The 21,136-nt window shown below is 67.6% G+C and carries 20 protein-coding genes; 10 read left to right on the forward strand and 10 right to left on the reverse strand.

Annotated features, from left to right (window positions below; translation table 11 throughout):
• The first annotated feature begins 128 nt into the window (after nt 1-128).
• Together hemH and H3O04_RS10160 are read left to right on the forward strand one after the other, a co-directional pair.
• Nucleotides 129-1,193, forward strand: a complete 1,065-nt coding sequence (hemH, locus tag H3O04_RS10155) for a ferrochelatase (protein ID WP_202587613.1) — start codon at nt 129-131, stop codon at nt 1,191-1,193.
• Between the two features lie 84 nt (nt 1,194-1,277).
• Complete coding sequence (locus H3O04_RS10160; RefSeq protein ID WP_202587614.1) at nt 1,278-1,685, forward strand: RNA-binding S4 domain-containing protein; 408 nt, start codon at nt 1,278-1,280, stop codon at nt 1,683-1,685.
• On the opposite strand, the gene H3O04_RS10165 is transcribed toward H3O04_RS10160, so the two are convergent.
• Entirely contained in the window at nt 1,657-1,818 is a 162-nt protein-coding gene (locus H3O04_RS10165; RefSeq protein ID WP_006476841.1) for a hypothetical protein, read from the reverse strand. The genes H3O04_RS10160 and H3O04_RS10165 overlap by 29 nt on opposite strands.
• Nucleotides 1,819-2,170: 352 nt before the next feature.
• On the opposite strand from H3O04_RS10165, the gene grpE reads away from it, so the two are divergent.
• From grpE to H3O04_RS10190, 5 genes are all read left to right on the forward strand, one after another.
• The gene (grpE, locus tag H3O04_RS10170; RefSeq protein WP_023477682.1) at nt 2,171-2,716 is read left to right on the forward strand and encodes a nucleotide exchange factor GrpE; all 546 of its coding nucleotides are present in this window, start codon (nt 2,171-2,173) and stop codon (nt 2,714-2,716) included.
• Nucleotides 2,717-2,726: 10 nt separating this feature from the next.
• Nucleotides 2,727-3,185 carry a thioredoxin family protein gene (locus H3O04_RS10175; RefSeq protein ID WP_202587615.1) on the forward strand — a complete coding sequence of 153 codons (459 nt, stop codon included), beginning with the start codon at nt 2,727-2,729 and terminating at the stop codon, nt 3,183-3,185.
• A gap of 148 nt (nt 3,186-3,333) precedes the next feature.
• On the forward strand, nt 3,334-5,286 hold the full coding sequence (gene dnaK, locus H3O04_RS10180; protein WP_023477680.1) for a molecular chaperone DnaK: 1,953 nt from the start codon (nt 3,334-3,336) through the stop codon (nt 5,284-5,286).
• Between the two features lie 256 nt (nt 5,287-5,542).
• On the forward strand, nt 5,543-6,679 hold the full coding sequence (gene dnaJ / locus H3O04_RS10185) for a molecular chaperone DnaJ (protein ID WP_006476837.1): 1,137 nt from the start codon (nt 5,543-5,545) through the stop codon (nt 6,677-6,679).
• 4 nt (nt 6,680-6,683) lie between these two features.
• Nucleotides 6,684-8,606, forward strand: coding sequence for a chorismate-binding protein (locus H3O04_RS10190; RefSeq protein ID WP_202587616.1), 1,923 nt, complete (start codon nt 6,684-6,686; stop codon nt 8,604-8,606).
• Nucleotides 8,607-8,735: 129 nt separating this feature from the next.
• On the opposite strand, the gene panB is transcribed toward H3O04_RS10190, so the two are convergent.
• From panB to hda, 6 genes are read right to left on the reverse strand one after another with little or no spacing between them, the layout of a single operon-like run.
• Nucleotides 8,736-9,551, reverse strand: a complete 816-nt coding sequence (gene panB / locus H3O04_RS10195; protein ID WP_006476834.1) for a 3-methyl-2-oxobutanoate hydroxymethyltransferase — start codon at nt 9,549-9,551, stop codon at nt 8,736-8,738.
• Nucleotides 9,552-9,594: 43 nt separating this feature from the next.
• Nucleotides 9,595-10,281, reverse strand: a complete 687-nt coding sequence (locus tag H3O04_RS10200) for a deoxynucleoside kinase (RefSeq protein ID WP_023477678.1) — start codon at nt 10,279-10,281, stop codon at nt 9,595-9,597.
• Complete coding sequence (gene folK / locus H3O04_RS10205; protein ID WP_023477677.1) at nt 10,278-10,820, reverse strand: 2-amino-4-hydroxy-6-hydroxymethyldihydropteridine diphosphokinase; 543 nt, start codon at nt 10,818-10,820, stop codon at nt 10,278-10,280. The genes H3O04_RS10200 and folK overlap by 4 nt, the downstream gene beginning before the upstream one ends.
• 35 nt (nt 10,821-10,855) lie before the next feature.
• Nucleotides 10,856-12,412: a polynucleotide adenylyltransferase PcnB gene (gene pcnB / locus H3O04_RS10210; protein ID WP_202587617.1), complete on the reverse strand. Its 1,557-nt coding sequence runs from the start codon at nt 12,410-12,412 to the stop codon at nt 10,856-10,858.
• A 5-nt stretch (nt 12,413-12,417) separates the two neighbouring features.
• Nucleotides 12,418-13,095, reverse strand: a complete 678-nt coding sequence (locus tag H3O04_RS10215; RefSeq protein ID WP_043888533.1) for an HAD family hydrolase — start codon at nt 13,093-13,095, stop codon at nt 12,418-12,420.
• Between the two features lie 11 nt (nt 13,096-13,106).
• Entirely contained in the window at nt 13,107-13,841 is a 735-nt protein-coding gene (hda, locus tag H3O04_RS10220; protein ID WP_012327945.1) for a DnaA regulatory inactivator Hda, read from the reverse strand.
• 253 nt (nt 13,842-14,094) lie between these two features.
• On the opposite strand from hda, the gene purM reads away from it, so the two are divergent.
• Nucleotides 14,095-15,150, forward strand: coding sequence for a phosphoribosylformylglycinamidine cyclo-ligase (purM, locus tag H3O04_RS10225; RefSeq protein WP_069255850.1), 1,056 nt, complete (start codon nt 14,095-14,097; stop codon nt 15,148-15,150).
• A gap of 100 nt (nt 15,151-15,250) precedes the next feature.
• Here purM and tet read toward each other — a convergent pair whose 3' ends face one another.
• The gene (gene tet / locus H3O04_RS10230; RefSeq protein WP_414429503.1) at nt 15,251-16,444 is read right to left on the reverse strand and encodes a Tet(A)/Tet(B)/Tet(C) family tetracycline efflux MFS transporter; all 1,194 of its coding nucleotides are present in this window, start codon (nt 16,442-16,444) and stop codon (nt 15,251-15,253) included.
• A gap of 62 nt (nt 16,445-16,506) precedes the next feature.
• Here tet and tetR point away from each other — a divergent pair, with 62 nt between their 5' ends.
• Entirely contained in the window at nt 16,507-17,139 is a 633-nt protein-coding gene (tetR, locus tag H3O04_RS10235) for a tetracycline resistance transcriptional repressor TetR (protein WP_202587619.1), read from the forward strand.
• 4 nt (nt 17,140-17,143) lie between these two features.
• Here tetR and miaA read toward each other — a convergent pair whose 3' ends face one another.
• Nucleotides 17,144-18,118, reverse strand: coding sequence for a tRNA (adenosine(37)-N6)-dimethylallyltransferase MiaA (gene miaA / locus H3O04_RS10240; RefSeq protein ID WP_078040678.1), 975 nt, complete (start codon nt 18,116-18,118; stop codon nt 17,144-17,146).
• The gene (gene mutL, locus H3O04_RS10245; RefSeq protein ID WP_011544649.1) at nt 18,115-20,118 is read right to left on the reverse strand and encodes a DNA mismatch repair endonuclease MutL; all 2,004 of its coding nucleotides are present in this window, start codon (nt 20,116-20,118) and stop codon (nt 18,115-18,117) included. The genes miaA and mutL overlap by 4 nt, the downstream gene beginning before the upstream one ends.
• Nucleotides 20,119-20,300: 182 nt before the next feature.
• Between mutL and H3O04_RS10250 the strand changes: the two genes are divergently transcribed.
• Nucleotides 20,301-20,984 carry a DedA family protein gene (locus tag H3O04_RS10250; protein ID WP_174389351.1) on the forward strand — a complete coding sequence of 228 codons (684 nt, stop codon included), beginning with the start codon at nt 20,301-20,303 and terminating at the stop codon, nt 20,982-20,984.
• The last annotated feature ends 152 nt before the right edge of the window (nt 20,985-21,136 follow it).

Raw genomic sequence — 21,136 nt, forward strand, 5'->3', positions numbered from 1 at the left:
TCGCCGGCCAGATCCCGCCCCGCTATCGTGCCGCGCCGCCGCTCGCGGCGACAGTCGGCCGAACGGCACGGGGCGGCCCGCTATAATCGAGGACCGTCCGGTCCCGTGCCTCGAGCACGTTCTTGCCCATGCGTTTCGATCTTGAGCCGCCTTCGAGCGTCGCGGCCGCCCATCGCATCGGTGTGCTGCTGATCAATCTCGGCACACCCGACGCGCCCACGCCGCGCGCCGTACGGCGCTACCTGGCCGAATTCCTGTCGGACCCGCGGGTCGTCGAAATCCCGCAGGCCGTCTGGCAGGTGCTGCTGCGCACGCTGATCCTGCCGCTGCGCGGCCGCGCGTCCGCGAAGAAATACGCGGCCGTCTGGATGCCCGAGGGTTCGCCGCTGCGCGTATACACCGAGCGCCAGACCGACAGCGTGCGGCATCTGCTCACGTCGAACGGCTATCACGTGATGGTGGACTACGCGATGCGCTACGGCAGCCCGAACATTTCGCATGCGCTCACGCAGTTCAAGCGCGCCGGCGTCGAGCGCGTGCTGCTGATGCCGATGTATCCGCAATACTCGGCGTCGACCACGGCCACCGCCTTCGATGCCGCGTTCGACGCGCTGGCGCGCATGCGCAATCAGCCGGAAGTGCGCACGGTGCGGCACTACGCCGACCATCCGGCCTATATCCATGCGCTGGCCGAGCAGGTGCGCCAGTACTGGGTGCAGCACGGCCGGCCCGATTTCGCGGGCGGCGACAAGCTGGTGCTGAGTTTCCATGGCGTGCCCAAGCGCACGCTCGATCTCGGCGACCCGTATCACGACCAGTGTCAGCAGACGGGCGCCTTGCTGATGGCCGCGCTGGGGTTGTCGACCACCGAATGCCGCGTCACGTTCCAGTCGCGCTTCGGCAAGGCCGAATGGCTGCAGCCGTACACCGCGCCGACGCTGCGCGAATTCGGCGAGGCCGGCGTGCGGCGCGCCGACGTGTTCTGTCCCGGCTTCACGGCCGATTGCCTGGAGACGATCGAGGAAATCGGCATGGAGGTGCGCGACGAGTTCCTCGCCGGCGGCGGCAAGACTTTCCACCGGATTCCGTGCCTGAACGGCGCGTCCGCGTGGATCGGCGCGCTCGGCGAGATCGTCGCGGAGAATCTGCAGGGCTGGCCCGTCAAGGCTGCGCAGCCCGAACCGGTCAACTGAGATGAAACGACTGCCGCGTCCACTGCACCCGCTGCCGCCCGAAGGCGCGGCCGGCCTTTGCAGGGCGGCCCGGCGGAGACTGACATGAACTACAAGATTTCCACGGAGCCGGGCGCGAAGCTGCGGATCGACAAATGGCTGTGGGCGGCCCGGTTCTTCAAGACGCGCTCGCTCGCGACCGATGCGGTCGACAAGGGGCACGTGAAGATCGGCGGCGCGGCGGTCAAGCCGTCGAAGGACGTGCGGGTCGGCGACGAGGTGGAGATTGCGATCGACGGCATCGTCTGGCACATTGCCGTGCTGGGCGTGTGCGACGTGCGCGGGCCCGCGAGCGTCGCGCAGACGCTTTACGAGGAAACGGAAGCGGGGCGGGCCGCGCGGCTCGCCGAACTGGAGCGGCGCCGCACGTATCGCGAGCCGGCGGCCGAACTGCACGGCCGGCCGACGAAGCGCGACCGGCGCATCATCGACAGATTTTCTGGTGGGAGCTGAACATCTGGTCGAACGTCGCCCGCGCGCTTCCGTATTCGGTCGTGCGGTCGGTGACGGCTCCCGACAGGCAGATGGTGGTGGTGCCGGCAATGAGTACCAGCGCGACCACCGATATCGCAAAGGTCAGTTTCACGGTACTCCCCTCGACAACAAGGGTGAAAACGGCGCCAGGTGGATGTCAGGCGACGGTCAGCTCAGGGTAAACACGCTTTCCGACGCTTGAATGGAGTGTAGTGCAGCCGGCCTGTGCGGAGCTAGTCCTTGCCCGGTAAGCGTTGTTACAGGCCGTTTCGCCCGATCCGGCGGACTATGCGACGCCTGCACCGGAAAGTGCGCGGTTGTTTCGCGGCATTGGCGAATGCCGGCGAAAGACCCTCTTGAAATCGCAGTTTTCGCCCTTATTTGCACCAGTAATGTGCGGTGCCGCCGGGTATACGTCCGACGGTTGCCGATTTGGCTTCAACCTCTAATCGACTTTCAGCGACATGGAAAACACGCAAGAGAACCCGACTACCCCATCGGCCGAAGACATCGGCAGCGAGAAGCAGGCGGCGCAAGGCGCCGCACCCGCTGCCGAAGCTGCCGACGCGGCACTCGCGGAGGCTCAAGCCAAGGTCGCCGAGCTCCAGGAAAGCTTCCTGCGGGCGAAGGCCGAGACCGAGAACGTGCGCCGCCGCGCGCAGGACGACGTGTCGAAGGCGCACAAGTTCGCGATCGAGAGCTTCGCGGAACACCTGCTGCCCGTGCTGGACAGCCTGGAAGCGGCCGTCAACGATACCTCCGGCGACATCGCGAAGGTGCGCGAAGGCGTCGAGCTGACGCTGCGCCAGTTGACGAGCGCGCTCGAGAAGGGCCGCGTCGTCGCGATCAACCCGGTCGGCGAGAAGTTCGATCCGCACCAGCACCAGGCCATTTCGATGGTGCCGGCCGAGCAGGAGCCGAACACCGTCGTCACCGTGCTGCAAAAGGGTTACATGATTGCCGACCGCGTGCTGCGCCCGGCGCTCGTCACCGTCGCGCAGTCGAAGTAAGGCAGCGGAAATGGTGCCCGCCGGCGTCGATCCGGCCGCGTTCGACGCGTTCGACATGCAGGCGCTCGACGCCGGCACGTTCGACGCGGCCGTCGGCGGCGCGGGCGATGCGCTGGCCGTGGTGTTCTTCTGGGGCGTCGACTGCTTCAACTGCGAGATCGCGAAGAAGGCGATGCTCGCCCAGCCCGACGCGATCCGTGCGCTCGGCCTGAAGTGGTTCCATTGCAACGTGTACGAACACCATGAACTGGGGCGCCGCTTCGGGCTGCACGGCGTGCCGACGTGGTTCTTCTTCCACCGCGGCAAGCGGCTCGGCCGCGCGACGGGCTGGCATGGCCTCGCGCAGTTCCAGGCAGCCGTCGCGGCGGCGCGGGGGAAGATCGCCACGGCGGCCGGTGCCGCGGCGGCCGCTACACCGGCCGGCGAGCGCGCCGCCGGCCCGCACGATCCGCTAGCCGGCGACGATTGAAAAAATTTAATATCCGCATCGCTCGTCCGGTCTTGAAAACGGATCGGACGGACGCATTTCGGGAACAGAGTTGAATTCTGGCGTGCGAAATCGCCCAAAAACGCGGCGTTTCGTGCAGCAAACAAGCATTTCTGGAGATTAGGAAAAAATGGGAAAGATCATCGGTATTGACCTCGGCACCACGAACTCGTGCGTCGCCATCATGGAAGGCAACCAGGTCAAGGTCATCGAGAACTCGGAAGGTGCGCGCACCACGCCGTCGATCATCGCGTACATGGACGACAACGAAGTGCTCGTTGGCGCGCCGGCCAAGCGCCAGTCGGTGACCAACCCGAAGAACACGCTGTTCGCGGTGAAGCGCCTGATCGGCCGCCGCTTCGAAGAGAAGGAAGTCCAGAAGGACATCGGCCTGATGCCGTACTCGATCATCAAGGCCGACAACGGCGACGCATGGGTCGAAGCGCACGGCGAAAAGCTCGCGCCGCCGCAGGTCTCGGCTGAAGTGCTGCGCAAGATGAAGAAGACGGCCGAAGACTACCTCGGCGAGCCGGTCACGGAAGCCGTGATCACGGTGCCGGCGTACTTCAACGACAGTCAGCGCCAGGCGACCAAGGACGCCGGCCGCATCGCGGGCCTCGAAGTCAAGCGGATCATCAACGAGCCGACCGCGGCCGCGCTCGCGTTCGGCCTCGACAAGGCCGAGAAGGGCGACCGCAAGATCGCCGTGTATGACCTCGGCGGCGGTACGTTCGACGTGTCGATCATCGAGATCGCGGACGTCGACGGCGAAATGCAGTTCGAAGTGCTGTCGACCAACGGCGACACGTTCCTCGGCGGCGAAGACTTCGACCAGCGCATCATCGATTACATCATCGGCGAGTTCAAGAAGGAGCAGGGCGTCGACCTGTCGAAGGACGTGCTCGCGCTGCAGCGCCTGAAGGAAGCCGCTGAAAAGGCGAAGATCGAGCTGTCGTCGGGCCAGCAGACCGAAATCAACCTGCCGTACATCACGGCGGACGCGTCGGGCCCGAAGCACTTGAACCTGAAGATCACCCGCGCGAAGCTGGAAGCGCTGGTGGAAGACCTCGTCGAGCGCACGATCGAACCGTGCCGCATCGCGATCAAGGACGCAGGCGTCAAGGTGTCGGACATCGACGACGTGATCCTGGTCGGCGGCCAGACCCGCATGCCGAAGGTCATGGAGAAGGTGAAGGAGTTCTTCGGCAAGGATCCGCGCCGTGACGTGAACCCGGACGAAGCCGTCGCGGTCGGCGCGGCGATCCAGGGCCAGGTGCTGTCGGGCGACCGCAAGGACGTGCTGCTGCTCGACGTGACCCCGCTGTCGCTCGGTATCGAGACGCTCGGCGGCGTGATGACGAAGATGATCAACAAGAACACGACGATCCCGACGAAGCATGCCCAGGTGTACTCGACGGCCGACGACAACCAGAGCGCCGTGACGATCAAGGTGTTCCAGGGCGAACGCGAAATGGCAGCGGGCAACAAGCTGCTCGGCGAGTTCAACCTCGAAGGCATCCCGCCGGCACCGCGCGGCGTGCCGCAGATCGAAGTGACTTTCGACATCGACGCGAACGGCATCCTGCACGTCGGCGCGAAGGACAAGGCGACCGGCAAGGAAAACAAGATCACGATCAAGGCGAACTCGGGGCTGTCCGAGGCTGAAATCGACCAGATGATCAAGGACGCGGAAGCGAACGCAGCGGAAGACCACAAGCTGCGCGAGCTGGCCGATTCCCGCAACCAGGGCGACGCGCTGGTGCACAGCACGAAGAAGGCGCTGACCGAGTACGGCGACAAGCTGGACGCGGGCGAGAAGGAAGCCATCGAAGCGTCGCTGAAGTCGCTTGAAGAAGTGCTGAAGGACACGTCGGCCGACAAGGCGGCGATCGACGCGAAGGTCGAGGAACTCGGCAAGGTTTCGCAGAAGCTCGGCGAGAAGATGTACGCCGACATGCAGGCCCAGCAGGCGGGTGCGGCCGGCGCGGCTGGTGCGGCGGAAGGCGCGGCCCACGCGGGCGGTGCGCAACAGGCTGCCGACGACGTCGTCGACGCCGAGTTCAAGGAAGTGAAGAAGGACTAAGCCGGGTTGCAATGACACCGTACGCCGCGCGCGCGAAAACGCGCGCGGCGCGGCTGACAAGCGGTCTGTCTTTCCTTCCGGATGGCCGGATCGACTCCACGCCTGGCGGGCCTTGCGGCCCTCCGGGCACATTTGTTTTTTGGCGGGTGCTGCGCGAGCCGTCCGCGGACGGTGCAGCGCCAGACGAGTCGAGAGACTTTACTGCGGGCGAAAGGAGCCGCCGCGTGCGCGATGCGTGGCGGCACAGTGAATCGATATGGCGAAACGGGATTACTACGAGGTTCTGGGCGTCGCGAAGAATGCGAGCGACGACGAAATCAAGAAGGCATATCGCAAGCTTGCGATGAAGTATCACCCTGACCGCAATCCGGACAGCAAGGATGCGGAAGAGCATTTCAAGGAGGCGAAGGAAGCCTATGAAATGCTCTCGGATGGTCAGAAGCGGGCCGCGTACGACCAGTACGGCCACGCGGGCGTCGATCCGAACATGGGCGGTGCGGGCGCACAGGGTTTCGGCGGCTTCGCGGATGCATTCGGCGACATCTTCGGCGACATCTTCGGCCAGGCTGCGGGCGGCGCCGCGCGCGGCGGCCGCGGTGGCCCGCAGGTGTACCGCGGCGCCGACCTGCGCTACAGCATGGAAATCACGCTCGAGCAGGCCGCGCATGGCTACGACACGCAGATCCGCGTGCCGAGCTGGGTGTCGTGCGAGGTTTGCCACGGGTCGGGCGCGAAGCCCGGCACGAAGCCGGAAACCTGCCCGACCTGTCATGGCCAGGGCACGGTGCGCATGTCGCAGGGCTTCTTCAGCATCCAGCAGACCTGCCCGAAGTGTCACGGCACGGGCACCTATATCCCCGAGCCGTGCGCGCATTGCCACGGGTCGGGCAAGGTGAAGGAAACCAAGACGCTCGAAGTGAAGATCCCGGCCGGGATCGACGACGGGATGCGCATTCGCTCGGCCGGCAACGGCGAGCCTGGCATCAACGGCGGGCCGCCGGGCGACCTGTACGTCGAGATCCACATCAAGCCGCACTCGGTGTTCGAGCGCGACGGCGACGATCTCCACTGCCAGATGCCGATCCCGTTCACGACCGCCGCACTCGGCGGCGAGATCGAGGTGCCGACGCTGGCCGGCCGTGCGTCGTTCCCGGTGCCGGAAGGCACGCAGTCGGGCAAGACGTTCCGCCTGCGCGGCAAGGGCATCAAGGGGTTGCGCTCGAGCATCGCGGGCGATCTGTACGTGCACGTGCAGGTCGAGACGCCCGTGAAGCTGACCGACCAGCAGCGCGACCTGCTCAAGCAGTTCGAGAAGTCGCTGGCCGAAGGCGGTGCGCGTCACAGCCCGCAGAGCAAGAGCTGGTTCGACCGTGTGAAGAGCTTCTTCGAGTAACGGCATGACTGAAGGCAACGAGAGCGCGTCGTTCGCGCTCTTGGACGATTGCGACTCGACCGCGTCCGCGCGGTCGAGTCGTTTGTATTCGGGCTTCGTGCGCGAACGCGTGTGCACGGACCCGGCGCAGCTCGACGCCATCGATGCGGCGCTCGCGCAGGATTTGCGCGACGGGCTGCATGCGGTCGTCGTCGGCGATTACGCATTCGGACGCAACCTGCAACGGGCGCAGCCGGGCCATGCCCCGCTGCGCTTTTTGCTGTATGCGTGCTGCGAGCGGCTGTCGCGCGACGAAGTCGACGCGTGGCTCGCGCAGCAGGACGGCGGCGGCACGCCGTCGATCGCGGGTGTCGCGCATGTCGCGAAGAGCGTGTCGCGCGATGCGTTCGATGCGGCGATCGGCGCGGTGCACGACGCGCTGCGCGCGGGCGATTCGTATCAGGTTAACTACACGTACCGGCTGAATTTCGACGTGTTCGGCACGCCGCTCGCGCTGTACCGGCGGCTGCGCGCGCGCCAGCCCGTCCGGTACGGCGCGCTGATCGCGCTGCCCGGCGGCGCGTGGGTCGTATCGTGCTCGCCCGAGCTGTTCGTCGAGAAGCAGGGCGACGTGCTGCGCGCGCGGCCGATGAAGGGCACCGCGTCGCGTTCGGCCGATCCGCGCGAAGACGCGGCGGCCGCCGCGTTCCTCGCGAGCGATCCGAAGAATCGCGCGGAGAACGTGATGATCGTCGATCTGCTGCGCAACGACGTGTCGCGGATCGCGCGCACGGGCACCGTCAAGGTGCCGGCGCTCTTCTCCGTCGAGCCGTATGCGTCGGTGTGGCAGATGACGTCGACGGTCGAAGCCGGCTGGCGCGACGGCACGACGTTCGCGCAGATGCTGCGCGCGCTGTTTCCGTGCGGATCGATCACCGGTGCGCCGAAGTACAAGACGATGGAATTGATCGACGCGATCGAGTCGACGCCGCGCGGGCTCTATACGGGTGCAATCGGCTGGCTCGATGCGCCGAAGGACGAGGCTGGGCAGGCAGGCGCTGCCGCGTCCGGCGGCGTGGCCGGTTGCGGCGATTTCTGCCTGTCGGTGGCGATCCGGACGCTGACGCTCGATGCGGTCGACGTCGACAACAACGACACGGACGGCGCGGACGGCACGGGCACCGCCATCGTCGGCCGGCGGCGCGGCACGATGGGCGTTGGCGCGGGCATCGTGCTCGACAGCGTCGCGGCCGACGAATATGCGGAGTGCGAATTGAAAGCGCGATTCCTGACGGACGCCGACCCCGGCTTCCAGTTGTTCGAAACGACGGCCGCCACGCGGGCGGACGGCATCCGCCATCTCGATCGCCATCTCGCGCGGCTGCAATGCAGCGCCGATGCATTCGGCTTCCGCTTCGATGCTGACTCGCTACACAGCGAGATCGATGCGCGCTGTGCGGCGCTCGACGGCGACGGCCCGTACCGGATGAAGCTCACGCTGGCGAAGGACGGCACGATCGAGATCGTTGCGGCGCCGCTCAAGCCGCTGCCGGCAGGGCCGGTCGGCGTGCTGCTGGCAGCCGCGCACGGCTTCGCGCCGACCCGCGCGAGCGATGCACTGCTGCTGCACAAGACCACGCGCCGGGCCGAATACGACCGCGCGTGGCAGGTGGCGGAGGCGCTCGGCGGGTTCGACATGCTGTTCGTCAACGAGCGCGGCGAGGTGACGGAAGGTGGGCGCTCGAACCTGTTCGTGAAGCTCGACGGCCAGTGGGTGACGCCGCCGCTGGCGTCCGGCGTGCTGCCGGGCGTGATGCGCGGGGTGCTGCTCGACGATCGCGCATTCGGAGCGGCGGAGCGCGTGGTGACGCGCGACGATCTCGCACGCGCGCAAGGGCTGCTGCTGACCAATGCGCTGCGCGGTGCGCTCGACGCGGTGCTGAAGTGACGAGGTGACGGAGCGGGGCACCGTATGCTTGCTCCGGCGCGACGAACCCGTTCATCCACGCGGCGCACAAACGAAAAAGCGCGGCGCCCCGCAAAGGGCGCCGCGCTTTTTTACATCCGGTCTTCCACGTCAGAACGAGTGTTCGGGGCCGGGGAACGACCGATCCTTCACCGCGCTCACGTAGGCTTCGACGGCCGCCTGAATGTTCGGCTGCCCCTGCATGAAATCCTTCACGAAACGCGGCCGCTTGCCGGGGAATACGCCGAGCATGTCGTGCAGCACGAGCACCTGTCCCGAGCAGTCGACGCCGGCGCCGATGCCGATCGTCGGGATCTTCAGCATGTGCGTGACCTCGGCCGCGACGAGCGTCGGCACGGCTTCGAGCACGACGAGCTGCGCGCCGGCATCCTCGATCGCGCGCGCATCGCGCAGCAGTTGCGCGGCGCCGGCTTCGGTCTTGCCCTGAACCTTGAAGCCGCCGAACGCATGCACCGACTGCGGCGTGAGGCCGAGGTGCGCACAGACGGGCACCGAGCGTTCGACGAGGAAGCGGATCGTGTCGGCGAGCCATTCGCCGCCTTCGAGCTTGACCATCTGCGCGCCCGCGCGCATCAGCTTGACCGCGTTCGCGAACGCGTCGACCGGCGTGCCGTACGTGCCGAACGGCAGATCGGCGACGACGAGCGCGCGCGGCTGCGCCCGTGCGACACAGGCGGTGTGGTACGCGATGTCGTCGATCGACACGGGCAGCGTGGTCGTGTGGCCCTGCAGCACGTTGCCGAGCGAATCGCCGATCAGCAGCACGTCGGTGCCGGCGCGATCGAGCAGCGCGGAAAAGCTCGCGTCGTAGCACGTGAGCATCGCGATCTTCTCGCCGGCGTCGCGCATTGCCTGCAGCTTGGGTACCGTCACGGCAGGCCGGCTCGATTCCTGGAGATAGGTCATGGGAAATCCGGGTCGATGGGGGTAGAACGACAGGCGGGACGCGTCAGCGCGTCGTCTCGCCCTTGACGAAGAATTCCTTGCGGCCGCGCATCGTCTCGATGCGCTCGACCAGCAGGGCGAGATCTTCGGGGGAATCCAGCGGGTTCAGGTGTTCGGCTGCGACCGTCAGCACCGGCGTGCGGTCGTAGTGGTAGAAGAATTCGTTGTACGCGTCGACCAGCGAGCGCAGGTACGCGTCGCTGATCTGCAGTTCCATCGGCAGCCCGCGCTTCTGGATGCGCGAGAACAGCACTTCGGGGCTGGCCTGCAGATAGACGACGAGATCGGGCGACGGCGCCTGCGGCACGTCGACGTGCGTGGCGATCGAGCGATACAGCTGCCACTCGTCTTCCGGCAGGTTCAGCCGCGCGAAGATGTCGTTCTTCTGCGGCATGAAATCGGCGATGACGGGGCGGCCGGTTTCGAGCGCGCCGATCAGCTCGCGCGCCTGCTGCGCCCGCTGCAGCGCGAACGACAGCTGGACCGGCAGCGCGTAGCGCGCGGTGTCGCGGTAGAAGCGTTCGAGGAACGGATTGTCCTGCGGGCGCTCGAGCAGCGTCTGCATCGACCAGCGCTCGCCGAGCAGGCGCGCGAGCGACGTCTTGCCGACGCCGATCGGCCCTTCGATCACGAGATAGCGGTGCGGGGCGCGAAGGTCGGGCGCGGTGACGGTCAGCGGAGTCGAGTTCATCGGCAGCGGGTCTTGTCGGCGTCTTCGCCGGCAGCGAGCGCCTTCTGCATCAGGCACTGGCAGGTTTGCACCTTTTCGACGCGCTGATCCGCGACGGCGGCGAGAAAGGCGTCGGCACGGCCGCGCGCGGGGATGTCGAGCGCCGGCTCGATCTCGACGAGCGGCACGAGCGCGAATGCGCGGTCGGTGAGGCGCGGGTGCGGGACGATCAGGTCGGGTTCGTCGATCGAATCGGCGCCGTACAGCAGGATGTCGAGGTCGAGCGTGCGCGGCGCATTGCGATACGGGCGCTCGCGGCCGAAGTGATGTTCGATCTTCTGGCAGAGCGCGAGCAGCTCGCGGGCCGACAGCGTCGTGTCGAGCTTGACGACGCAGTTGTAGTAGTCGTCGCCGCCTGCTTCGAAAGGCGCCGTGCGATACAGGCTCGACTTGCCGAGGATCGAGATGGTGCGCTGCTGCGCGAGGCACACCACCGCGTCCTTCAGGGTCTGGCGCGCATCGCCGAGATTCGCCCCCAGTCCGATATATGCAACCGTCATGGCATCACTTCCTACGTCGTTCGCCGGCGCGCGCGTCAGTCGTCGGAACCGCTCGCGGTACCGCCTGCGGCATCCGGTGCCTGCTCGGCGGCACCTTCACCCGGCTTGCGGTTTCGTGCACCGCCGCGGCGGCGCCGCTTGCGGGGCGATTTTTCCTTCGAGCCGCCCTGCGTGAGCAATGCCTCGCGAGCGGCCGCGTCGCCTTCGATGAAATCCGTCCACCACTGTCCGACTTCCGCATCGAGCTCGCCGGATTCGCAGCGTAACAGGAGGAAATCATACCCCGCTCTAAACCTTTGGTGTTCCAGCAGCCGCATCGCGCTGCGGCCCGAGCGCTTCTCGAGGCGCAGCTGCAGGCCCCAGATCTCGCGCATGTCGGCCGAATAACGCTTGTGGATCGCGAGTTTCTCGGTCTGCATGTCGAGCACGTCGTCCATCGCGCGATGGAGCGCCGGCACCGGGATTTCGCCCGCGGCCGTGTATTGCTCGAAGCGCTGGCGCATGTCGTGCCACAGCAGCGTCGCGAACAGGAAGCCCGGCGACACCGGCTTGCCGGCACGCACGCGCGCGTCGGTGTTGTTCAGCGCGAGCGTGATGAATTTCTCGCCCTGCGGCTGTTCGAGCACGACGTCGAGGAGCGGCAGCAGCCCGTGATGCAGGCCTTCCTTGCGCAGCCGCTGCAGGCACGCGAGCGCGTGGCCCGACAGCAGCAGCTTCAGCATTTCGTCGAACAGGCGTGCGGCGGGCACGTTGTTGATCAGGTCGGCGAGCGCGTGGATCGGCTCGCGCGTATGCGGTTCGATCTCGAAGCCGAGCTTCGCCGCGAAGCGCACGACGCGCAGCATCCGCACCGGATCCTCGCGAAAGCGCGTGGCCGGATCGCCGATCATCCGCAACAGGCGGGCGCGGACGTCGGCCATCCCGTCGTGGTAGTCGAGCACCGTCTGCGTCGACGGGTCGTAGTACATCGCGTTGATCGTGAAGTCGCGGCGTGCGGCGTCCTCGTGCTGCTCGCCCCACACGTTGTCGCGCAGCACGCGGCCGCTGGCGTCGACCGCATGCGTGCGGCGATCGAGTTCGTCGCGCTTCAGGCGCCGCGGCGGCTCGGCCGTGGCCGCGGCCGCCTCGGGCGGCGCGTCGACCAGCGCGCGGAACGTCGACACTTCGATCAGGTCCTGGCCGAACTGCACGTGGACGATCTGGAAGCGGCGGCCGATCAGGCGCGCGCGGCGGAACAGGCGCTGCACCTCGGTCGGCGTCGCGTCGGTCGCGACGTCGAAATCTTTCGGCGCGATGCCGAGCAGCAGGTCGCGCACGGCGCCGCCGACGATGAACGCGCGGAAACCCGCCTGCTGCAGCGTGTCGGTCACGCGCACCGCGTTCTTCGAGATCAGCGCCGGGTTGATGCCGTGCACGCTGGCCGGCACGACGGTTGGCTCATGGTTGCTGCGCGGTTTCTTCGCGCCGCCGCCGCGGGCGCCCTTCGGGGTGCGCGGGGCAGCAGGGGCCGCTTTGTCGGCCGGGGCCGCTGCGGGATGCGTTTGCTCGGTTTCGTCCTGGCCGAGGAGCTTGCGAATGAATTTTTTGATCACGACGTTCAGAAGAGATCGAGGATACGCCAGCCGCGGTTGCTTGCATGCGCGCGCAGCGTGTCGTCAGGGTTGGTCGCGATCGGGTCGGTGACTTTCTCGAGCAGCGGGATGTCGTTGTGCGAGTCGCTGTAGAAATAGCTGTGTTCGAAGTCGTCCCAATGCTTGCCGAGCGATGCGAGCCACGCTTCGGTGCGCACGATCTTGCCTTCGCGATAGCTCGGCGTGCCGGTCGGCCGGCCCGTGTACGGCGAATCGGGATGCCCGTCGGTCGTTTCGACCTCGCACGCGATCAGCGTGTCGACGCCGAACGCGGTCGCGATCGGGCGCGTGATGAATTCGTTGGTCGCCGTCACGACGCAGCACAGGTCGCCCGCATCAAGGTGCTTGCGTACCAGTTCGAGCGCGGCGGGCGTCATCGCCGGCCGGATCACCTCGTGCATGTACTGCTCGTGCCATTCGGCCAGCTGCGCGCGCGAATACTTCGCGAGCGGCGTGAGCATCGCCGTGAGGTACGCGTGGATGTCGAGCCGGCCGGCCTTGTAGTCGGCGAAGAACTGGTCGTTCTGACGCGAGAAGCTTTCCGCGTCGACGATGCCGAGCTTCACCATGAAGCGACCCCATTCGTGGTCGCTATCGGTCGGGATCAGCGTGTGATCGAGGTCAAAGAGTGCCAGATTAGTCATGGAAGCGCATTTTACTCGAAGCGGTTCGGGCCCGTGCCCGGTGGTGTGATGTCGTCGCCGGGACGCGCGAGCATCCGGCGCAGCAGCGGCAGCGTGACCGCTCGCTTTTGCTCGAGCGAGAAGCGGTCGAGCGCGTCGAGCAGGGCCATCAGGCTCGGCATGTCGCGGCGGAAATGGGTCAGCAGGTACGCGGCGATGTCGTCGGTGAGCGCGATCCCGCGCTCCTTCGCCGCGAGCTTGAGCACGGCGATCTTGCCGGCGTCGGACGGCGGCGACAGGTGGAACACGAGCCCCCAGCCGAGGCGCGTGCGCAGATCCTCGCGCACGTCGAGCGCGAGCGGCGCCGCCGGGCCCGCCGCGACGAACGCGCTCGACGGGTGCGCGCGCACTTCGTTGAACAGGTTGAACAGCGCGACCTGCTGCGTGTCGCTCATCCGGTCGCAGTCGTCGATCGCGTAGATGCCGATGCGCGGGTCGAACGTGAACGCGCCGAGCGGGCTCTGCGGCGTCAGGTAGCGCGCATAGCCGTACGACGCGTCGCTCACGAGCGCCTGCAGCAGGTGGGTGCGGCCGCTGCCCGGCTCGCCCCAGATGTAGAACGACCGGTCCGGCACGGGGCCGGCCGCGAGCGCGAGATCGAGCTTCTGCAGGCGCGTGACGAGCTCGTCGTTCTCGTCGCTCATGATGAAGTTGTCGAACGTGGCGGGCGGCGGCGTGCCGAGATCGAGCGTCAGTTGACGGGACACAGCAGTCACAATGCGGATCGGTTGAAAAAACGCGCGCCGTACGCCGGGCACGCGCGGGGGAAGGCGCCTCGGCTGGCTTCACGCGCGACCGTACGCACGGCGGCGCGGCGCGGGTTTCGGCGCGCTTCGCCCGGCGATGAAAACGGGGACGTGTTGACCAAGATGCAATCCCTGACGATTCGGTGCTGGGAATTCCGGCCAACGGGCCGGCTTCGGGTAAAATCGCATTTTACCGACCTTCTCGCATTCCCCCATGAATCCTCCGAAATCCGCTCCCGACGCTCAGGGTCTGTCCTATCGCGACGCAGGTGTCGACATCGACGCAGGCGACGCGCTCATCGACAAGATCAAGCCTTTTGCGAAGAAAACCCTGCGCGACGGCGTGCTCGGCGGCATCGGCGGGTTCGGCGCGCTGTTCGAAGTGCCGAAGAAGTACAAGGAGCCCGTGCTCGTGTCGGGCACCGACGGCGTCGGCACCAAGCTCAAGCTCGCGTTTCATCTGAACAAACACGACACGGTTGGCCAGGATCTGGTCGCGATGAGCGTCAACGACATTCTCGTGCAGGGCGCCGAGCCGCTGTTCTTCCTCGACTACTTCGCGTGTGGCAAGCTCGACGTCGACACGGCCGCAACGGTCGTCAAGGGCATCGCGCAGGGCTGCGAACTGTCGGGCTGCGCGCTGATCGGCGGTGAAACGGCCGAAATGCCGGGCATGTACCCGGACGGCGAATACGACCTGGCCGGCTTCGCGGTCGGCGCGGTCGAGAAGAGCAAGATCATCGACGGCAGCACGATCGCCGAAGGCGACGTGGTGCTGGGCCTCGCATCGAGCGGTATCCATTCGAACGGCTTCTCGCTCGTGCGCAAGATCATCGAGCGCGCGAACCCGGATCTGTCCGCCGATTTCCATGGCCGCTCGCTGGCCGACGCGCTGATGGCGCCGACGCGCATCTACGTGAAGCCGCTGCTCGCGCTGATGCAGAAGCTGTCGGTGAAGGGCATGGCGCACATCACGGGCGGCGGCCTCGTCGAGAACATCCCGCGCGTGCTGCGCGAAGGTCTCACCGCCGAGCTCGACCAGAAAGCATGGCCGCTGCCGCCGCTGTTCAAGTGGCTGCAGGAGCACGGCGGCGTCGCCGACGCGGAAATGCACCGCGTGTTCAACTGCGGGATCGGCATGGCCGTGATCGTGTCGGCGGCCGATGCCGACGCGGCGATCGCCGACCTGACCGCCGCCGGCGAACAGGTGTGGAAGATCGGCACCGTGCGTGCGACCCGCGAAGGCGAGGCGCAGACGGTCGTGGTCTGACGCAGGGCAAGCAGATGCAGCAGGAAAAGCCGCCCGGAGCGATCCGGGCGGCTTTTTTTTCGGACGGTCGCGGGCTCAGCGCGACGGCGCACGCCGACGCTTATGCGGACGCTCGCGGCGCGTTCGCCGGGCGCGCGCCGGCCAGCAACGGCGGCACGAGCAGGTACAACAGGGCGGCCGCGGCCCACACGAGCCCCGGCCATGTCGCACGCGTCGCCGCGTAGGTCGTGGTGACGACCAGCGGCCCCGCGATGCCGATCAGGCTCGCCACGCTCGCCAGCGTGCCTTGCAGTTCGCCCTGACGCGCATCGTCGACCTGCCGCGCGAGCATCGCCTGCAATGCCGGCAGCGTCATGCCGCCAGCCGCGAACAGCGGCAGCAGCGCGAACGGCACCCATGCGGCGGTTGCGAACGCGATGATCGCCAGCCCGAGCGCATCGCCCGCGAGGCCCAGCGCGAGCGCGCGCCGCTCGCCGAGCCGCGCGATCAGCGGCCCGATCGCGAACGCCTGCGCGAGCGCGTGGCACGCGCCGTAGCCGGCGAGCGACAGCCCCGCGACCGGCGTCGACCAGCCGAAATGTTCCTGGCCGTACAGGATCCACAGCGTCGCGGGCGCCTGCGACACGAGCGCCACGATCACGTAGATGCCGACCAGCGGCGCGAGCGCGGGCGCGCCGCTCAGCCGGCGCAGGCTCGCGAACGGGTTGAGCGCGCCGACCGCCTGGCCTTCGCGGGCCGAACGCGGTCGCGATTCCGGCAGCACGCGCCATACGAGCAGGAGATTCAGCGCGTTGAGCACCGCGGCCGCGACGAACGGCGCACGCAGATGCAGCACGCCGAGCAGCCCGCCGATCAACGGGCCGGCGATGAAGCCGATGCCCATCATCGCGCCGAACTGGCCGAAGCGCCGTGCGCGGTCGGGCTCGGCCGTCACGTCGGTCACGTACGCGGTCGCGACCGCGACGTTCGCGCCGGTGATGCCCGCGATCAGCCGGCCGACGTAAAGCCACGCGAGTGTCGGCGCGAGCGCCATCAGCAGATAGTCGAGCGCGGCGCCGGCCAGCGACGCGAGCAGCACCGGGCGGCGGCCGAAACGGTCGCTCAACGCGCCGAGCAGCGGCGCACACAGGAACTGCGCGAACGCGTACAGCGCGAGCAGGACGCCGTAGTGGGTGTCGGTGCTGCCCGCGGCTGCGAGCGAGCGCAGCAGCCCGGGCAGGATCGGCATGACGATCCCGACGCCGATCGCGTCGAGCAGGACCGTGGCCAGGATGGCAATCAGGGACGGATTCAAGAGCATCACTCTATCGATGATAGAGTGCACAGTATTCCACAGTTTCCCTATCGGTGATAGAGATGAAAGACACAGGCGCGCGACTGACGCGCGACACGGTATTGCGCGCGGCGCTCGAATTGCTGGACGAGGTGGGGATCGACGGGCTGTCCACGCGGCGGCTCGCCGAGCGGCTCGGCGTGCAGTCGCCGACGCTGTACTGGCATTTCAGGAACAAGGCCGAGCTGCTCGACGCGATGGCCGAGGCGATCATGCTGGAGCGCCACGGTGAGTCGCTGCCCCGACCGGGCGACGTGTGGGATGTGTGGCTCGCCGAGAACGCGCGCAGTTTTCGCCGCGCGCTGCTCGCCTATCGCGACGGCGCGCGCCTGCACGCCGGCACGCGGCCGCGCGCGCTGCATTTCAGTTCGATCGAACGCAAGGTCGCGCTGCTCGGTGAAGCGGGTTTCAAGCCGGACGAGGCGGTCGACGTGATGGTCGCGATCGGGCGCTTCGTGGTCGGATGGGTGCTGGAAGAGCAGGCGCGGCCGGACGGCGACACCGATGCGCTGCTGCCGGACGCGGCCGAGTACCCGTTGTTCGCGAAAGGCTGGGCCGCGCTGCGCGAGCGCAGCGGCGACGAAGCGTTCGAGCGCGGCATCGCGTGGATCGTCGACGGCGCGCGCGCGCGCCTTGCGGCGCGTCGGGCGGGCTGAGCGGCTAGTCCGGCGTGCGGCCGTCGAGCACGCGTTCGAGCGCGTCGAGCGCGCGGGCCGTCGAATCCGGCGCGATGCAGTCGACCACGATCCGCTCCGGCATCGCGCGCAGCCACGTGATCTGGCGCTTGCACAGCTGGCGGGTCGCGAAGATGCCTTTGTCGCGCATCGTCCGGTAGTCGGTATCGCCGTCGAGGAATTCCCATGCCTGCCGGTAGCCGACGCAGCGCATCGACGGCAGGTCGGGATGGAGATCGTCGCGGCGGCGCAGCCGTTCGACTTCGTCGATGAAGCCCGCGTCGAGCATCGCGTCGAAGCGCTGCGCGATCCGCGCGTGCAGTACCGCGCGGTCCGACGGCTCGAGCGCGACCGGCACGAAGCGGTACGCGGCGGCCGCATCGTCGGTGCGGCGCGGTGCGGCGAGCAGCGCCGACATCGGCTGTCCGCTCAGCATGAAGATTTCCAGTGCACGCTGGATTCGCTGCGAATCGTTCGGCGCGAGCCGCGCGGCCGTGTCGGGGTCGACCTGCGCGAGCCGCGCGTGCAGCGCGGGCCAGCCGTCGCGCGCGGCGTCGGCGTCGAGTGCCGCGCGGACTTCCGGGTCGGCGCCCGGCAAGTCGTTGAGCCCTTGCGTCAGCGCCTTGTAGTACAGCATCGTGCCGCCGGCGAGCAGCGGCGTGCGGCCCCGCGCGACGATCTCGCCGATCAGCCGGAGCGTGTCGGCGCGGAATTCCGCGGCCGAATACGCGTCCGCCGGGTCGATGATGTCGATCAGGTGATGCGGCACGCTCGCACGCTCCTCGCGCGACGGTTTCGCGGTGCCGATATCCATGTCGCGGTAGACGAGCGCCGAATCGACGCTGACGATCTCGATCGGGCGGCGCGCGGCGAGCGCCAGCGCCGCGGCCGTCTTGCCCGAAGCGGTGGGGCCGAGCAGGCAGGCGATCGTCGTCGGGCGGGACTGCGAAGAAGCGCTCATTGCCCGCGCATGAAGAGACGGTCGAGATCGTTCAGCGTGAGCTGATACCAGGTCGGCCGGCCGTGATTGCACTGGTCCGCGCGCTCGGTCGCCTCCATCTGGCGCAGCAGCGCGTTCATCTCGTCGAGCGTCAGGCGCCGGTTCGCGCGCACCGCGTGATGGCACGCGAGCGTGCCGAGCAGTTCGTGCTGGCGCTCGGTGAGCACGCGCGAGCCGCCGAACGCGTGCAGATCGGCGAGCACCGCGCGCGCGAGCGACTGCAGGTCGGCATCCTTCAGCAGCGCCGGCACCGCGCGGATCGCGAGCGTCGTCGGCGACAGTACCGCGAGGTCGAAGCCGAGCGATTCGAGCGTGTCGCGCTCTTCCTCGACCGTGCCGATCTCGACCGGCGTGGCCGTCATCGAGATCGGCAGCAGCAGCGACTGCACGGCGACCGTGCGGTCGGCGAGCGCACTCTTGAACTGCTCGTACAGGATTCGTTCGTGGGCCGCGTGCATGTCGACGATCACGAGCCCGTACGCATTCTGCGCGAGCACGTAGATGCCGTGGATCTGGCCGAGCGCGAAGCCGAGCGGCTGCTCGTCGTGCGCGCCGGCGGCGAGCGGCGACGCGGCGAAGCCCTGCAGCGGCGCGGCTGGCGCGTCGGTCGAATCGGCCGCATCGCGCGCGATGAGCGTCGTGCCGTCCGGCGTGCCCGCGCCGCTGTCCTTGCGGCCGAACAGCGCGTCGTAGAGCGCGAGCGGCTGCGCGACGGGCAGCGTGCCCTGCGTCATCCGCGCCTGGCGCATCCACGTGTTGCCCGCCGACGATGAAGACGATGGCGACGAGAAGCCGCTGCCGCCCGTGCCACCGGTCGTGTGGCTCGTGCCCTGACCGAGCGGTGTGTCGAGGAACGACGCGGGCCCGCGCGGGGCCGGTTCGAGATGTGCGGCATGGCCGCCCGCGGTGGTTTCCGGCGACGCGCCCGCGTGGCGCGCGAGCGCTCGCTGGACCGCGTGGAACACGTACTGGTGGATCGAGCGCGAATCGCGGAACCGTACTTCGATCTTCGACGGATGCACGTTCACGTCGACGGCTTCTGGCGGCAGGTCGAGAAACAGCACGTACGACGGGTAGCGGTCGCCGTGCAGCACGTCCTCGTAGGCCGCGCGCACAGCGTGCGTCAGCAGCTTGTCGCGCACGAAGCGCCCGTTCACGAAGAAATACTGCTGGTCGGCGCGCCCGCGGCTCGCGGTCGGCAGGCCGGCGCAGCCGTAGACGGCGAGCGGGCCGGCCTGCTCGTCGAGCGGCAGGTGCGCGGTCGCGAAGCTGTCGCCGAGGATTTTCGCTACGCGCTGCGCGGGCTCGGTCGCATTCCAGTGCTCGACGGCCTTGCCGTTGTGCAGCACCGAGATCGCGACGTCCGGCCGCGCGAGCGCCGCGCGACGGATCATTTCCAGGCAGTGGCCGAATTCGGTCTGCTCGCTCTTCAGGAACTTGCGCCGCGCGGGCGTGTTGAAGTACAGCTCGCGCACCTCGATCGTCGTGCCGATCGAGCCGGCGGCGGGCGACAGCACGCCCGTCTGCGCATCGATCTTCATCGCATGCGCGGCGTCGGCCGTCCGGCTCGTGATCGACATTTCGGCCACCGACGCGATCGACGCGAGCGCTTCGCCGCGAAACCCCAGCGTCGCGACCGCCTCGAGCTCCTCAAGCGAGCGGATCTTGCTGGTCGCGTGGCGCATCAGCGCGAGCGCCAGTTCGTCGGGCGGAATTCCGCAGCCGTCGTCGGTGATCGAGATGCGCTTGACACCGCCTTCTTCCAGCACGATGCGCAGCGTCGTCGCGCCGGCGTCCATCGCGTTCTCGAGCAGCTCCTTGACGACCGACGCCGGGCGTTCGACGACCTCGCCGGCGGCGATCTGGCTGATCAGCTGGTCGGGCAGGGGCTGGATCGCGCGCAGCGGGCGCGCGGCGGGGGCGGGCGCGGCGCCCGCGGCCGTTTCGGTGATATCGGACATGGCCGAATTATAGCGAGGCGGCGAACGCGTGCCGGCGCGGCCGGCCGTTACGTTTTTTCACGGAGCCTTAAGGTAGTTTCGGTATCATCACCCCGTTGCACGCGCCGCCTTGACTGGCGCGCGCCTCGGCCATGTCTGGCCTGTTCGGCCGTTCCGGCCCCATCGCCTTCGAGGAATCGCATTTGGATACGCTGCTTCATTTCGTCAACCTTGTCCTGCATATCGACGCTTTCCTCGGCGATTTCATCCGGCAGTACGGCGCGTGGGTCTATCTCGTCCTGTTCCTGATCGTGTTCTGCGAGACGGGGCTCGTCGTGTTCCCGTTCCTGCCCGGCGATTCGCTGCTGTTCATCGGCGGCGCGTTCGCAGCCACGGGCGAAATGAACGTCGGCCTGCTGATCGTGCTGCTGCTCGTCGCGGCGATTTCCGGCAACACCGTGAACTACCTGATCGGCCGCTGGGTCGGCCCGAAGGTGTTCAATACGCATATCCCGGTGCTCGAGCGGTTCCTCGATCGCGCCGCATTGCAGAAGACCCACTCGTTCTACGACAAGCACGGCGGCAAGACGATCGTGCTCGCGCGCTTCATCCCGGTCGTGCGCACGTTCGCGCCGTTCGTCGCGGGGGCTTCGTCGATGAGCGTCGCGCGCTTCCAGTTGTTCAACGTGATCGGCGCGCTGGTGTGGGTGCTGCTGCTCGTGCTGCTCGGCTATTTCTTCGGCAACATTCCGTTCATTCGCCAGTACCTGAATGTCATCGTGCTGGTCGGGATCGGCGCGGCGATCGTGCCGGTCGCGCTGGGTGCGGTGTGGAAGCTCGTGCGCGGGAAGCAGTCGGACAATGTGCCGAAGGCGGGCGGGCGCTGAGCGGGGGCTTCGTTTTCGATGAATAAAAATCTATGGTCAGCCCGATTTTTGCAAGCGAGGCAGTGTTGACCTAAAGTGGACTTGCTCGAATCTATCCGGGGTCGTGGATGGAGTGATCCAGCCCCATGATGGGAGCCGCGCCGGGCAAACCT

This window comes from Burkholderia sp. KCJ3K979 (assembly GCF_016759955.1).
Classification (GTDB): domain Bacteria; phylum Pseudomonadota; class Gammaproteobacteria; order Burkholderiales; family Burkholderiaceae; genus Burkholderia; species Burkholderia orbicola.